12 protein-coding genes are annotated in these 14,027 nt (G+C 59.4%); 5 read left to right on the plus strand and 7 right to left on the minus strand.

Going from position 1 to position 14,027, the window contains the following annotated elements:
• The first annotated feature begins 136 nt into the window (after nt 1-136).
• The gene (locus H3Z84_RS03740) at nt 137-2,314 is read left to right on the plus strand and encodes a TonB-dependent siderophore receptor (protein WP_199456358.1); all 2,178 of its coding nucleotides are present in this window, start codon (nt 137-139) and stop codon (nt 2,312-2,314) included.
• 42 nt (nt 2,315-2,356) lie between these two features.
• Here the strand turns inward: H3Z84_RS03740 and H3Z84_RS03745 are convergent, their stop codons facing one another.
• The 6 genes from H3Z84_RS03745 to H3Z84_RS03770 all read right to left on the minus strand — a co-directional run bounded on the left by H3Z84_RS03745 (nt 2,357) and on the right by H3Z84_RS03770 (nt 9,222).
• Nucleotides 2,357-3,118 (minus strand): (2Fe-2S)-binding protein, encoded by a 762-nt coding sequence (locus tag H3Z84_RS03745; protein ID WP_199456360.1) that lies wholly within the window; start codon nt 3,116-3,118, stop codon nt 2,357-2,359.
• Nucleotides 3,105-5,135 (minus strand): Fe(3+)-hydroxamate ABC transporter permease FhuB, encoded by a 2,031-nt coding sequence (fhuB, locus tag H3Z84_RS03750; RefSeq protein ID WP_199456361.1) that lies wholly within the window; start codon nt 5,133-5,135, stop codon nt 3,105-3,107. Before fhuB ends, H3Z84_RS03745 begins: the two co-directional genes overlap by 14 nt.
• A complete protein-coding gene (locus H3Z84_RS03755; RefSeq protein ID WP_199456363.1) occupies nt 5,125-6,051 on the minus strand; it encodes an iron-siderophore ABC transporter substrate-binding protein in 927 nt (308 codons plus the stop codon). Before H3Z84_RS03755 ends, fhuB begins: the two co-directional genes overlap by 11 nt.
• Entirely contained in the window at nt 6,041-6,814 is a 774-nt protein-coding gene (locus H3Z84_RS03760) for an ABC transporter ATP-binding protein (RefSeq protein ID WP_199456366.1), read from the minus strand. Before H3Z84_RS03760 ends, H3Z84_RS03755 begins: the two co-directional genes overlap by 11 nt.
• A gap of 83 nt (nt 6,815-6,897) precedes the next feature.
• A complete protein-coding gene (locus H3Z84_RS03765; protein WP_199456367.1) occupies nt 6,898-8,685 on the minus strand; it encodes an ABC transporter ATP-binding protein in 1,788 nt (595 codons plus the stop codon).
• An 84-nt stretch (nt 8,686-8,769) separates the two neighbouring features.
• Nucleotides 8,770-9,222: a YaiI/YqxD family protein gene (locus tag H3Z84_RS03770; protein ID WP_199456368.1), complete on the minus strand. Its 453-nt coding sequence runs from the start codon at nt 9,220-9,222 to the stop codon at nt 8,770-8,772.
• 127 nt (nt 9,223-9,349) lie between these two features.
• Between H3Z84_RS03770 and H3Z84_RS03775 the strand changes: the two genes are divergently transcribed.
• Nucleotides 9,350-9,688: a zinc ribbon domain-containing protein YjdM gene (locus H3Z84_RS03775; RefSeq protein ID WP_022988622.1), complete on the plus strand. Its 339-nt coding sequence runs from the start codon at nt 9,350-9,352 to the stop codon at nt 9,686-9,688.
• 98 nt (nt 9,689-9,786) lie between these two features.
• On the opposite strand, the gene H3Z84_RS03780 is transcribed toward H3Z84_RS03775, so the two are convergent.
• Nucleotides 9,787-10,506, minus strand: coding sequence for a tellurite resistance TerB family protein (locus H3Z84_RS03780; RefSeq protein WP_199456369.1), 720 nt, complete (start codon nt 10,504-10,506; stop codon nt 9,787-9,789).
• Nucleotides 10,507-10,807: 301 nt separating this feature from the next.
• Here H3Z84_RS03780 and pdhA point away from each other — a divergent pair, with 301 nt between their 5' ends.
• From pdhA to H3Z84_RS03795, 3 genes are read left to right on the plus strand one after another with little or no spacing between them, the layout of a single operon-like run.
• Nucleotides 10,808-11,887 (plus strand): pyruvate dehydrogenase (acetyl-transferring) E1 component subunit alpha, encoded by a 1,080-nt coding sequence (pdhA, locus tag H3Z84_RS03785; protein ID WP_199456371.1) that lies wholly within the window; start codon nt 10,808-10,810, stop codon nt 11,885-11,887.
• Nucleotides 11,884-12,888, plus strand: coding sequence for an alpha-ketoacid dehydrogenase subunit beta (locus H3Z84_RS03790; protein WP_199456372.1), 1,005 nt, complete (start codon nt 11,884-11,886; stop codon nt 12,886-12,888). The genes pdhA and H3Z84_RS03790 overlap by 4 nt, the downstream gene beginning before the upstream one ends.
• A gap of 10 nt (nt 12,889-12,898) precedes the next feature.
• Complete coding sequence (locus H3Z84_RS03795) at nt 12,899-14,023, plus strand: dihydrolipoamide acetyltransferase family protein (protein ID WP_199456373.1); 1,125 nt, start codon at nt 12,899-12,901, stop codon at nt 14,021-14,023.
• Nucleotides 14,024-14,027: the final 4 nt, after the last annotated feature.

Consider the following 14,027-nt stretch of genomic DNA (forward strand, 5'->3'; position numbering starts at 1 on the left):
TGAACCTAAGCTCTCTGGGGTTTGTAAAATAATCTACCAGCTATTTCAAATCATAATGATTCGCATTAATATAATTGTGTCAGGTTTTGACCTTTAATCCTCCCACTCTTGATTCGTTAAACTACGGAGTCGTTTGATGTACCGAAATCCGGAACCCCGTTTTCGCCGCAAGGCCCTGATCACCGCTATTGTGTGCACCAGCTTGTCCGGCATGGCCGCCGCGCAGGAGAACGAACCCACGGCATTGGATGCATTAGACGTGACAGCGCCCCGGAGCCAGGTTACTTCCGAGTCGACGGGCAGTTACATCAGCGGCACAACAACGTCTTCTACCAAAATGGAACTGACCCACCGCGAGACTCCGCAGGCCGTTACCGTGATTACCCGGGAACAAATGGACGACTTTGCCCAGAACGACATCAATGACGTTCTGGAAGGCACCACCGGTGTCACCGTCGAGTCGGTGGAAACAGACCGCACGTACTACACCTCACGCGGTTTCGACATCAACAACTTCCAGTACGACGGCGTTGGCATGCCGGCAGTATACGACAACGTTCAGGGTGAGCTGGACACCGCCTTCTTTGACCGCGTGGAGGTGGTTCGGGGCGCTAACGGTTTGATGGCCGGTTCCGGCAGCCCGGCCGCCACCGTTAACTTTATCCGCAAGCGCCCAACCGCAGACACCAATACCTCTGTTGCGGTGACTGGTGGTTCCTGGGACAAAAAACGGATTGTCGGTGATGTCTCCGGTGCCGTGTCTGAATCCGGTGCGGTGCGAGGCCGTATGGTTGCCGGTTATGAGGACAAAGGCTCCTACCTTGACCGGTATAACAACGAAAAGCAGATGTTCTACGGGGTGCTGGAAGCAGACCTGACCGGTACCACGTTGCTGACTCTTGGCCACGCCATTCAGACATCTGATACGGACAGTCCGTTGTGGGGCGCGCTGCCTTTGTTCTACTCCGATGGCTCAGCGACGGATTTTGCGCGTTCAACCAGCACGGCTTCCGACTGGTCCTACTGGGATAACACCCAGCACAACAGCTTTGTCGAGCTTCAGCAGGAACTGGCTGGCGGCTGGCGGGCCAAGGGAACCGTGTTCCGGCTGGAGAACGAAAGTGAGTCAGAACTGTTTTACCAGTACGGTACGCCGGACCGTGAAACAGGGGAGGGGCTATTTGCCTATCCGAGCCAGTATGACCTGGACGTCGAGCAGTGGGTGGTCGATGCCTACGCAACCGGTCCTTTCCAGTTGAGCAATCGCACTCATGAGCTGGTGTTGGGGGCATCCTGGTCTCGTTCTGAAACAGTCGATGAGTCCCGTTATGGTCAGGGCATCGGGACGGTATTGCCCCCGCTCAACGAATGGGATGGTAACTACCCGAAGCCGTCATTTGATAACGGTGTTCAAGGCTCTGACTGGACCGACCGCGAAACCTCAACCTATGCTGCCGCTCGCTGGACGCTGACTGATCAACTCACAGCAATCACAGGGCTCCGTCTGACCTGGCTGGATAACAAGGGGGAGAGCTACGGTGCAACCAAGGAAAGCAGCTACGATGCGGTAGAAACGCCGTATGCGGGCCTGATCTACGACATCAACGATGATCATTCGGTCTACGCCAGCTATACCGAGATTTTCACTCCGCAGACTGAGGTGGACATCAATCGCGATCGACTGGATCCGATTGACGGGGTCAACTATGAGCTGGGCCTGAAAAGTGAGTTTCAGAACGACCGTGTGAACACCACTATTGCTTTGTTCCAGACTGAGCAGAAGAACGTAGCTGAGGCAGCAGGAGTGTTACCCGGGACCAATGATTCTTACTACACCGCTGTGGATGGGTTGACCAGCCGGGGTGTGGAGGCCGAAATAGTGGGTGATCTCACCGACCGAATCCAGCTTTTCGCCGGTTATACCTATGTGGATATTGAGGGCAAGGATGGTAAAGGGGCCAAGTCCTTCGTGCCGGAGCATCTAGCCCAGTTGCGCGCTACCTGGAAGGTGCCTGGGGTCGAAGGGTTCAAGCTTGGTGGCAAGGTACGCTGGCAGTCTGAGATTACCCAGGAACAGGGTGTTGCTACCACCGGCCCGAATGCCGGTGAGACCATCGTTACAGAGCAGGACAGCTATGCGGTGCTGGATCTGATGGCAAGCTATGATTTCGCCCGACACTGGAATGCAACCCTGAACGTAAACAACGTTACCGACGAGAAGTACATCGAGAGCCTGAAAAAATTTGGTGCCTCGGCCCAGGGTTTCTACGGTGAGCCGGCCAATGCCAGCCTGACCGTTTCCTGGGTGTATTAACGAGTGTCAGGGCAGCCGGCGGTACTGGCTGCCCTTATTGTTTCAGCCCATACGTTCTTTACGATAGATCCCACACGTCCCGCAATAGCCACCTCCTGGCAGTAAATATTTGAGGCAGCACCCTTTGCGCTGAGGGATGGCGCACCGCTGTTGGCTGAATTCCGCCGGAATCCAGTCAATATAGCGGTTGGCTTCGCATTTGAACTGCGCCAGCCAGCTACCGGCCTGTTTACACAACTCCTCTGGATTAACCTGGTTCCACACCACCGAATAGGGCGCCCCCAACGCCAGCCCGACACTGCTCCAATAGGCCCCCGGGCTGACACCAAAATGCTGTCGGAACACACCGTACCAATCTTGCATCTGCCCACTCAGAGACTGTAAGAACGCCTCAGGCTCCAAGCGCTCCTGTGCACTGGCTGCATATTGCCAGCGGGACTGGCCCTCTGGTCCAGATGGTTCCCGGCACAGAAAAACCCGCTTGGGATTCAGGGCGACACTGCTGCCATCCCGGAACAGCCGGATCACCAGTGGTCCGATAATCTGAAGTGCCAGACTCTGATGCAGGACAGAAAGCCGCGCCTTGCGAAGCCGCGGATGATCGGCATCCGGATAATCCTCGCGGACTTGTTGTTGCAGAAGGTCTGGATTTGCCAGTAGCTGGGCAAGGGAAAACAACGCGGGTTGTTTGCGGTTGGCGGGTGTCAATGCGTTGCTCAGTAGCGCATTGCCATCAAGGCCGTGGCGGGCCAGCAGTTGGTGATAATCCGCCAGCCACCGCGTCGCTTTCTCAAGCACGACCATGACGGCTCAACCCCCAAAGGAAGTACAAACCGCCGACCAGGGCTGCCAGCAGCCCGGCGGGTAGCTGATTGGGATGCACCAGAACCCGGGCCAGATAGTCTGCCAAGGAGAGCAGTAGTCCGCCGGCCAGGGCCGCGACCAGCATTTGCCGGCCCACGGTCTGCTGTCCCAGTACCCGGGCCAGGTGCGGGGCGATCAATCCGACGAAGCTTAATGGACCGATGACCACAGTCGATGCTGCTGTAAGCACGGCAGCCAGCACCAATAGCAGAAGCCGTGCCCGCGGTACCCTCAGGCCGAGGGACGAAGCCGATGTTTCACCCAGCGGCAACAGCGTAAGCGGTCGCAGGGCAAGCAACAGCAAAGCACCGAGGCTGACCACCAGTGCCAGTAAACCGAAGGCTTCGGATTCCGAGATCAGCCAGGTTGAACCGTACATCCAGTTCAGCAGGCGAGAGGCAACGGTGCCGCCAGAAGCCATCACCAGCCTCAGGCCGGCATCCATGAATACGTACAGCGCCAGGCCGCCAAGCAACAGTTGATTGCCTGCGAAGTGGTGCTTGCGGGCCAGCAGCAGTAACAGCCCCAGGGCGCCGGCGGCACCCACCGTGGCGGCGGCCAGTTGGCCAAGGCGGCCAATCTCGAGTCCGGTCAGAACCAGAACTACCATCACTAACGCCGCGCCGCCGCTGATGCCCAACAGTTCCGGGCTGCCCATGGGGTTTCCAGTCATCCGCTGGATCAGGGTGCCGGCCATACCCAGTGCCATGCCGGCGAGGATGGCGGCCATTAATCTCGGGCCTCGCCATACCCACGCGTCTGTCCACTGTGCCAACGGGGTCCAGTTCCAGCCCTCAAGGCCCGGAGACCAGCCCATGGAAAGAATGATGGTCAGAGCCAGCAACGAGCACAGGGCTGCGGCGACCATTGCGGGATGTCGTCGGCGGGGCAGAAACCCCGCGGGGCTGCTGTCCTGACCGGGCATATGGTGCGTGTTACGGAAGCCTTGAAGTGCAAGCAGAATGATAGGCCCGCCAATCAATGCCGTGGTGGTGCCGGTAGGCACCAGCGAGCCGCCATCCCAGGTGGTGGCCCATTGCGCGAGGGTATCAGCCAGCAATAGCAGGCCCCCGCCGGCCAGAGTGCTCCAAAGCAACCGTTCAGTCAGGCTCCTGGCACCCAGCAGCCGCGCCAATACCGGTGCAGCCAACCCGACAAAGGCCACTACGCCCACCCGGCTGACCACCACCGAGCTCATGATCACTACCAGAAACAGCGCAACAGCACGAAGCAGCGAGACTTTCGCCCCCAGTGAGTTTGCCGATGCCTGGCCGAGCTGAAGCAGCTGTAGCGGGCGCATCAGGGCCACCATCACAGCAGCAATAACCAATACCCGGGGGAGCAGATCAAAGAAGGGGGCCCAGTTGTTCTGTACCAGGGATCCCGCGCCCCAGATAAACAGGTTGCCGAGCCATTCACCTTTCAGTAGCAGGAATGCCATGTTGATGGCACCGAGAAAAAAGGTAACTACCAGCCCGGCCAGAATGACGGTTACAGGCGAGAAGCCGAGCCGCCAGGTCAGCAAGATGACCAGGCCGATGGCAAGCAAGCCGCCGGTCACTGCGGCAAGGTCAGGGCTGAAGGCCAGCAAGCCCGGCGCAAACAGGGTGGCAACCGTGACACCAAACTGGCCCCCGGCTTCCACTCCCAAGGTGGTGGGTGAAGCCAGTGGGTTGCCTAGTACCTGCTGGGTAACGGCTCCCGCCAGACCCAGCGCGCAGCCAATCAGTATCGCGATGGAGACCCTCGGTGCCCAGCTGAAGTGGGCGAGAACGGAGGCGTAGTTATTGCCATCAAACGTCCAGAACGCCGATATAAGTTGTGGAAGCTGTAGCTGATCGAGCCAGGGCAAGGCGCTGGTGGCCAGTGCGGCCAGCCAGAGTAGAGCGACTGCAACGGGCAGCCTGGCGGGAATTTCTGGGCGATTGGAAACGCGCAGGGTAGACTCAACGGACATTGTCGCTGCCCCCTTCAATCAGGGCGTCGGTCAGGGCAACGGCCAGGCGTTTCACCGGGTATACGCCACCGAAAGGCCAGGCAGCAGGAATCCGGTAGATCTCCTCGTCTCGCACTGGTGGCAGGTAGGTCCAGAACGGGCTGTTGGCCAGACTGTCGGCCAGCCCTGGCATCAGGGGTTCTATCACCACGATGCGGCTGTTCCTGGCATCCGCCACAGATTCCAGGCCAATGGCCGAAAACCCCCAATAGTTGCCGGGATCTGACCAGGCATTGGTTAGCCCAAGGCTTTCCAGAGCCGTCTGGAACAGACCGTTGGGAGCATAGATGCGCACATGGCGGTCATCCAGAAAGTTCACCAGGGCAACCGGCTTGTCGGCGATGCCAGCTTGCTCCAGCCGTTTTCGCTGTTGGTTCAGGGTCTGTTCGATATCGGCCAGTACCGCCTCTGCGCGATCTTTTCGGCCGGTGATTTCGCCCAGGGTTGTCAGCATTTCCCGGGCCTTGTCGTACGGTCGAGCGCCTTTTTTGTACACGCTGATGACGTAGGTGGGCGCAATTCGTTCCAACAGTTCGGCCGCCGGAGCCATTTCTGTGCTGGTGACGATCAGATCGGGTTTCAGCTCTGCAATCGCCTCGAGGCTGGGAGCGACCCGTGTGCCGACATTGGCAACACCCTCAGGCAGTTCCGGCTCCTGAACCCAGGTGGCGTAGCCGGCCTTATCGGCCACGCCAACGGGGGAAATGCCCAGCAATAGCAGGGATTCGGTGGCGGCCCAGTTCAGCGCGACGATGCGTTCAGGGGGGGCGTCGAGGGTTAGCGTGCCGCCTTCGTGTTGCCAGGTCTGGGTCATTCCTGCAATTGGCAATAACAGGAGCAGAGCGCCAAGCATGATGGCTTTTGGATTAATGGACATAGGAAACCCATTGCCCCGGTGCCCGCTCCATCACGCCCATGGGGACGCTGTAGATGGATTCCAGAATCTGGCTGTCCATGATCTCTGCCGGCGTGCCATCGGCCACCACCTGGCCCGATTTCAGGGCCACCAACCGGTCGCAGAAACGGGAAGCCAGATCGACATCGTGCAGCACCACAATCACGGTCAATTCGCGCTGGCTGGCAAGTCGCTGCACAAGGCGCAACGTTTCCACCTGATGCTTCACATCCAGGGCGGAGATGGGTTCATCCAGCAGCAGGCAGCGTGTTTGCTGGGCCAGCAACATGGCAATCCAGGCCCGTTGGCGTTCGCCACCGGACAGGGTATCGACAGAGCGATGCTGAAACGGTTTGAGGTCAGTATCGGCGATAGCCTGATCAATCAGCGAGTGATCCTCCTCGCTGTATCGGCCAAGCGGGCCTCGCCAGGGATAACGGCCCAGTGCCACCAGCTCCCTTACCGTCAGGCCATCGGTGCCGGGCGGGTGCTGGGGCAGGTAGCCGACAATCCGGGCAAAGGCGCGGGCGCCGAGGCTTTTCGCGGTTTTACCCTCAAGCCTGACTTCACCGGCACAGGCTGGAATCTGCCTGGCCAGTGATTTCAACAACGTGGATTTGCCTGAGCCGTTGTGGCCAAGCAGGGCGGTTACCTGGCCTTCGTTAAAGGCCAGGCTAATGTTTTGAAGGATAGCCGTGCTGCCAATGTGGACGGCGAGTTCGCGGACTTCGAAAAACGCGGACATTCAGATTCCCCTGTTTCTTTGGCTGGCAGGATAATCTAAATGCGAATACCTATCAATATTATCTCTGTGGCGGTGTGGCCTACTTACGCCTGCCCGGTTTGCACACGCCATTGTGCAGCGTAGGCGCCGTTATTGCGGATCAGGCTGTCGTGGTCGCCTTCCTCGACAATCCGGCCATTCTCAACCACGGCGATGGTATCCGCATCCACAATGGTAGACAGCCGGTGGGCAATCATGATCACCGTGCGATTATGGCCAATGCGCTTGAGCGAGCGCTGGATGGCGGCTTCGGTTTCGTTGTCCACCGCACTGGTTGCTTCGTCCAACACCAGTATGGGGGGATTCTTCAGCAGCGCCCGGGCCAGTGACAGTCTTTGACGTTGGCCTCCGGACAAGCGAATGCCCCGCTCACCAACCGGTGTGTCCAGGCCTTCCGGCAGTGCCTCAATGAAGGACCAGGCTTCGGCAGTGCGAGCAGCTTCAATGATCTCTTCTTCGGCGGCATCCGGTTTGCCATAGGCCAGGTTGTCGCGGATGCTGCCCTCAAACAGGTAGACATCCTGACTGACCAGGCCAATGGCATCGCGCAGAGACTTCAGGCTCACCTCCCGGATCGGTTGGCCGTCAATCCGGATGTCGCCATGGGAGGGGTCGTAGAACCGCAACAACAGCTTGATCAACGTGGACTTGCCGGAGCCGGTGGCGCCTACCAATGCCAGGGTATTGCCTGCAGGAACGTTCAGGGTAATGTCCTGTATGCCGGCGCCGCTGCCGGCGTAATGGAAGCTCACCTGATTGAATGAGACCTTTCCACGTACAGGTTGTTCGAGTGTCTTGCCGGCTTCATCCCGAACGTTTACCGGTTCGGCGAGCAGATCAAGAATCCGACGGGTACTGGCCATGGCCCGTTCAAACAGGTCGATCACTTCCGCCAGGCCGGTCAGGGGCCAGAGCAGGCGTTGGGTGAGGAACACCAGAACCCCGTAAGCGCCCACGTTCAGGCTGCCTTCCAGCGCCATCATGCCGCCGACGGTAAAGGTGGCCAGGAAGCCGGCCAGAATCGCCATCCGAATGACCGGAATGAACGCCGAGCTGATGCGAATGGCGCGGCGGTTCGCATCAACATAGGCTTCGCTCGCGTCCTTCAGGCGTTTGGCTTCCCGCTGTTCGGCGGTGAAGCTCTTGATCGTGCCGATGCCACCCAGATTGTTGGCCAGGCGGCTGGAGAGGTCGCCTACTTTCTCCCTTACGTCTGCGTACAGCGGACCGGCTTTGCGCTGGAAATAGAAGGCGCCCCAGATAATCAGGGGAATCGGTGTGAACGCCAGCAGGGCGATCAGTGGCGACAGCACAAAGAACACGGCACCCACAGCTACTACGGTAACCGCTACCTGGATCATGGCATTGGCGCCGCCATCCAGGAAGCGTTCCAGCTGGTTCACATCGTCGTTCATGGTGGCGACCAGTTGCCCGGAGCTGGTGGCTTCAAAGAAGCTCATGTCCAGGCGCTGGGCGTGTTCATAAGCGTCTTGCCGGAGATCGGACTGTAGTCGCTGGGCCAGGTTACGCCAGAGAATCTGGAACAGGTACTCAAACAGCGACTCGCCCGCCCAGATGAAGAAGGTGAGCACCGCCAGGATGGTGATCTGCTCCTGAGCAGTCTCAAAGCCCAGGCCGGCAACGAAGCTTTCCTCCTGGTTCACCACGACGTCAATGGCAACACCAATGAGAATCTCCGGAGCAATGTCGAAGAGCTTGTTAATGATCGAACAGGTAGTGGCTGCAATGATCTGCCGGCGATAGCCCCGGGCGTATCGAAGCAGTCGGCCAAGAGCGGCGACGCTGCTGGTGTGAGGGCTGTTTGACGACATAATCCGCTTCCTTCTTGCTGTGGCTGGGCTTGCCAAAGGCAGGAAGGGTAGCGGATTCTCCGTTATTTTAAAATAGAATCATTATCACTTGGGGGTGTTGCGTTGCAGCCAACGGTCGAGTTGATCGGCGAACTCCTTTCGGTCGGCCTGGCCCAAGGGTGCGGGGCCGCCGGTGACTTGACCGGCACTGCGCATTTCTTCCATGAAGTTACGCATGGCCAGGCGCTGGCGGATATTCTCTTTGGTAAAGGCCTGTCCCCGGGGGTTGAACACATCGGCACCTTTTTCGATCGCTTCCGCTGCCAGGGGGATGTCCTGGGTGATCACCAGGTCGCCTTTGCTCATCTGGTCCATGATTTCGTTGTCGGCGACATCAAAGCCCTGGGGTACCTGCCGGCGGCTGATGTAGGGGCTTGGCGGCAGGGTGATGGCGTGGTTGGCGATGAAGGTGGTCTGGACTTGCCAGCGGGTAGCGGCGCGGCAGAGGATTTCCCGGATGGGTACGGGGCAGGCGTCGGCGTCGACCCAGATTGGCATTTAACTTTCCTTCGGTAACTTGGTGTATTGTCAGTTTAACCGTTCAGTGCGGGTGCGGGTTAGTTTTGGCCCGCTGATTCCTGGTGGTGGTATAATTCGATACTCATTCAATTAACAGGAAATGATAATGTCTCAACTTCCTCCATGCCCCCAGTGCAGCTCTGAATACACCTATGAGGACGGCGTTCAGCTGGTTTGCCCCGAATGTGGCCATGAGTGGACCGAAGCGGAACAGGCGGAGGCCGCAGCTGGCAAGGTGGTTCGCGATTCCAACGGCAACGAGCTTCAGGACGGTGATACGGTAACAGTGATCAAGGACCTGAAGGTGAAGGGTTCCAGCCTGGTGGTGAAAGTCGGCACCAAGGTGAAGAATATCCGGCTGGTAGATGGCGACCATGATATCGACTGCAAAGTGGATGGCGTGGGTGCTATGAAGCTTAAGTCAGAGTTTGTCAAAAAGGCCTGACCGCTTTGATGGCCATTGCCGCAACCACCCTGGCTTTGGGGGTTACCTGTTGGCTGTTGCGGCAAGGCCTGCCATATGAGCGGTGGGATGATTGAGTCTCAGCCCTGGCTGACGGCCCGCACTTGTTGATCAAGCTCTTTGGCCAGGCCGGGGTCGAGGTTCAGGGCCGCGGCCAGTTGGTCCAGCCACGCTCGTTCCATGGCGTTCTGGTCATCAATCATAACGGCGCTGACCACATAGATTTCCCGGCTTGCCTGGGGGGAATCCGCGTTTTTGGCAAGCGCCTGGGCGTCCAGCGGGGCATCAAACTGTTGCTGAATCCAGTTGTGTAATTCGTCGTCTGGTCCCAGTTTTTCGATTTCCTGAGTGAGCAGTGCGCGTTCGTTGGCGTCTATGTGGCCGTCAGCCCGGGCAGCCATGATCATGGCCTGCAGTATCTCAAGGCCGCGCTTTTCCTGCTCGGCACCCTGCAGTTGTTCCAGTGGCCGGCCCTGTTGGGCTGGCGCTTGCTGCGGGGCGCCCTGTGCGTTGCTCTGATAATTCTGGTAGGCCTTCCAGGCCAGCGCGCCGACACCGGCAAGAGCGCCATATTTCAGCGCCGTGCCGCCCATCTTCCTGCCGCGTTTGGAACCCAGCATCAAGCCCAGAGCACCGCCGCCCAGCAGACTCTTGACATCAATCCCCCTGCCGCCATTCCCGCCAGAGACCTGGTTGCCAAGGCTGCCCATCAGGCTGTTTATATCCATTCCACCGCTGCTTCGGGATTGGCCACCTTGAGCCTGGCCCATAATCTGATTCAGTACCGACATGACGTTCATTGTTCAGCTCCTTCGAGGGGCGTTGCCCGTGTTTGCTCATTGAGTTTAGCCACAACAAACCACAACCAACATGAATCCGGGATGAACGTATTGTCAGGCGCCTGCCCGTAAAGTTCCTTTGATCATTTCCGAACCATCGTCTAAATATTAAACAGGGTGCCCGTTAGCACCCGGAGAAATCCCGCAGCGCGTAACCCGCGCCAACAACAAGACGAACCACCCCACCGCTGCCGTTGCCCGCCACAAGCAGGCTTTAGTGCAGCCAGGCTTTTATCGCGAAGCCGGGGGACAGGAGGATGGGATGAACGAAGTCCATGAGTTTCATGTGGATAGCACCTGCTATCTGGATGATCACGGCAAGCCCCTGAGTGAGCTGCCGCCCCAGGCCGGGAACACCGACAGGGTTCTGGCCGCCTACCGCAACATGGTGCTGACCCGCACCTTCGATTCCAAAGCCATTGCCCTGCAACGTACCGGAAAATGCGGTACCTATCCCTCTGTGCTGGGGCACGAAGTGGTGGGCACGGCTATTGGCCAGGGCATGGCGAAGTCCGATGTGTTTGTGCCTTACTACCGGGACCAGGCTGCCCATATTCTGCGCGGTGTCAGCCTCAGAGAGTTGCTGCTGTACTGGGGCGGCGACGAGCGCGGCAGCGCCTGGCAGAATTGCCCGGAAGACCTGCCAATCTCTGTACCCATTGCCACCCAGTGTTGCCATGCCGTAGGTGTGGCCTCGGCTATGAAAATTCGCGACCAGCTGCGGGCGGTGGTGTGCTGCATTGGCGATGGCGGTACCTCCAAGGGTGACTTTCTGGAAAGTATCAACCTGGCCGGTGCCTGGCACCTGCCAGTGGTGTTTGTGGTGATCAACAACCAGTGGGCCATTTCCACCCCCCGCAGCCTGCAAAGCGGCGCTGAAACCATCGCCCAGAAAGCCATCAGTGCGGGGTTGCCGGGCCACATTGTGGATGGCAACGACTACTTCGCCACGATTGAAGCACTGGACGCTGCTCTGGAGCGGGCCCATGGCGGCAAGGGCGCAACCGTGATTGAAGCGGTGACCTACCGGCTGGGCGACCACACCACCGCAGATGATGCCACCCGCTACCGCACCGCCGAAGATCTCAAGCGAGCCTGGGAAAAGGATGGCATCAAGCGCCTGCAGAACTGGCTTCATGACAGCGGACACTGGAGCCCGGATAAGGAAAAAGCCTTGCAGGCGGACTGCAAGCAAGCAGTAGAAAAGGCCGTGGAGGAATACCTGGCCACCGAGGCCGAGCCACCCACCGCTATGCTGGATTACCTGTTTGAAAAACTCCCGGCCGCGCTGCAACCCCAGCGTGAGCAGATTGCCAACAAATACCGGGGAGGTGCAGCATGAGTGCGGCAGAGCGTTCAAACGAAACCCGTGACGTGACCCTGGTGGAAGCGGTCAACATGGCCCTGCACCGGGCCATGGCGGATGATGAAAACGTGGTGGTGCTGGGCGAAGACATCGCCACCAATGGCGGCGTGTTCCGCGCTACGGTGGGCCTGAAAGAGGCCTTCGGCTTCAAACGGGTGATGGATACACCGCTGGCGGAGAACCTGATCGCCGGCACCGCCATCGGTATGGCTAACCAGGGCCTGAGGCCGGTGGCAGAGTTCCAGTTCATGGGCTTTATCTACGCCGGTATGGAGCAGATTGTCAGCCACGCTGCGCGCATGCGTAACCGCACCCGGGGCCGGCTGCATTGCCCGCTGGTGTTCCGGGCCCCTTTCGGTGGCGGTATCCATGCGCCGGAACATCACTCCGAAAGCACCGAAGCCCTGTTTGCCCATATTCCTGGCCTGCGAGTGGTCATCCCCAGTTCGCCACAACGGGCTTATGGCCTGCTGCTGGCGGCCATCCGCAATCCGGACCCGGTGATCTTTCTGGAGCCCAAACGTATCTACCGGGCAGTGACCCAGAGCGTGGAGGACAACGGAGAGGCGCTGCCGCTGGATACCTGCTTCACCCTTCGAGAAGGCGATGACGTCACCCTGATCACCTGGGGTGCCTGCGTGATGGAAGCCCTGCAAGCGGCCGACAAACTGGCAGAGCAGGGCGTGAGCTGCGAGGTGATCGATGTAGCCACCGTCAGCCCGCTGGACCGGGAAACCCTGCTGTGCTCTGTCGCCAAAACCGGCCGGGCGGTGATTATCCATGAAGCCTGCCGAAATGGCGGAGTGGGTGCGGAGGTAGCCGCTTCCATTGCCGAAGCGGCTTTTCTGGACCTGCAGGCGCCGGTGGTGCGGGTAACCGGCTACGACACCATCATGCCCTACTACCGGAACGAGCAGTATTACCTGCCCCAGGTGGAAGACATTGTAACTGCCGTTGAACAGGTGATCGCGCTCTAGGAGGCCAACCATGAAAAACTTCAAACTCCCGGATCTGGGCGAAGGCCTGCCGGAAGCTGAAATTGTTGAATGGCATATCAAGGTGGGCGATGCGGTAGAGGCGGACCAGGTACTGGTCAGCGTAGAAACTGCCAAGGCCATCGTGGAAGTGCCGTCGCCGCAGGCCGGCACCATCGCCAAACTTTACGGCGAGCCCGGCGACATCATCCACACCGGCGAACCCCTACTGGCCTTTGAAGGGGCGGGTGACGACACCGGTACGGTGGTGGGTGAGCTGAAATCCTCCGGCAAAGGGGATGGGCATGGCGCGCAGAAAGACCGGTTCATCGTCGGCGCTGCTGCCTCCAGCAAACGAGCCCGCGCCAACCGGGCCACTCCTGGAGTGCGGGCGCTGGCGGAGCGGCTGGGTGTCAGCTTGGAAACCATCAAAGGCAGCGGCCCCGGCGGCCTGATCACCACAGACGACGTACACAAACAGGCCAGCCACCAGAAACAGCTGGGCGATGCCGAACCCTTGCGTGGCACCCGCCGCACCATGGCGAAGAACATGGCGTTGTCTCACGCCCAGGTAGTGCCAGTCTCCATTTTTGAGGATGTGGATATCGGCGACTGGAAAAAGGGCACCGATACCACCATGCGCCTGGTCCAGGCCATCGGGAAAGCCTGCGATGCGGTGCCGGAGCTAAACTGCTGGTTTGATGGCGACAACCTGAGCCGCCAGTTACTGAGCGAGGTGCACGTAGGCATTGCCGTGGATACGCCCGAGGGCTTGTTTGTGCCGGTGCTGAGAGACATAACACACCGTAACCTGAAAGACCTGCGCAAAGGGCTGGAGAATCTGCGCGAAGCGGTGGCCACCCGCAAGATTCCACCAAAGGAGATGCAGGGTGCCACCATCACCCTGTCCAATTTCGGCACCATGACCGGCCAGTATGCCAACCCCATCGTCAGCCCGCCCCAGGTGGCTATCGTGGGCGCCGGGCGTATTCGGGAGAAGCTGGTGCCATATGATGGCGCTGCGACCATTCGTCGCATTCTGCCCCTGTCCCTGACCTTCGACCACCGGGCTGCCACTGGCGGCGAAGCCTCGCGGTTTCTGGGCGCGCTGGTCGATGCGCTGAAGAAAACAGGCTGAACGG

The organism is Marinobacter sp. bablab_jr003 (genome assembly GCF_016464245.1).
Taxonomy (GTDB): Bacteria; Pseudomonadota; Gammaproteobacteria; order Pseudomonadales; family Oleiphilaceae; genus Marinobacter; species Marinobacter vinifirmus.

Bases quoted from the DNA above. Each gene is read 5' to 3' on its own strand.
- H3Z84_RS03790 (WP_199456372.1), top strand. From the start codon at position 11,884: ATGAGTGCGGCAGAGCGTTCAAACGAAACCCGTGACGTGACCCTGGTG.
- H3Z84_RS03780 (WP_199456369.1), bottom strand. From the start codon at position 10,506: ATGAACGTCATGTCGGTACTGAATCAGATTATGGGCCAGGCTCAAGGT.
- H3Z84_RS03745 (WP_199456360.1), bottom strand. From the start codon at position 3,118: ATGGTCGTGCTTGAGAAAGCGACGCGGTGGCTGGCGGATTATCACCAA.
- fhuB (WP_199456361.1), bottom strand. From the start codon at position 5,135: ATGTCCGTTGAGTCTACCCTGCGCGTTTCCAATCGCCCAGAAATTCCC.
- H3Z84_RS03770 (WP_199456368.1), bottom strand. From the start codon at position 9,222: ATGCCAATCTGGGTCGACGCCGACGCCTGCCCCGTACCCATCCGGGAA.
- H3Z84_RS03760 (WP_199456366.1), bottom strand. From the start codon at position 6,814: ATGTCCGCGTTTTTCGAAGTCCGCGAACTCGCCGTCCACATTGGCAGC.
- pdhA (WP_199456371.1), top strand. From the start codon at position 10,808: ATGAACGAAGTCCATGAGTTTCATGTGGATAGCACCTGCTATCTGGAT.
- H3Z84_RS03740 (WP_199456358.1), top strand. From the start codon at position 137: ATGTACCGAAATCCGGAACCCCGTTTTCGCCGCAAGGCCCTGATCACC.
- H3Z84_RS03795 (WP_199456373.1), top strand. From the start codon at position 12,899: ATGAAAAACTTCAAACTCCCGGATCTGGGCGAAGGCCTGCCGGAAGCT.
- H3Z84_RS03755 (WP_199456363.1), bottom strand. From the start codon at position 6,051: ATGTCCATTAATCCAAAAGCCATCATGCTTGGCGCTCTGCTCCTGTTA.
- H3Z84_RS03765 (WP_199456367.1), bottom strand. From the start codon at position 8,685: ATGTCGTCAAACAGCCCTCACACCAGCAGCGTCGCCGCTCTTGGCCGA.
- H3Z84_RS03775 (WP_022988622.1), top strand. From the start codon at position 9,350: ATGTCTCAACTTCCTCCATGCCCCCAGTGCAGCTCTGAATACACCTAT.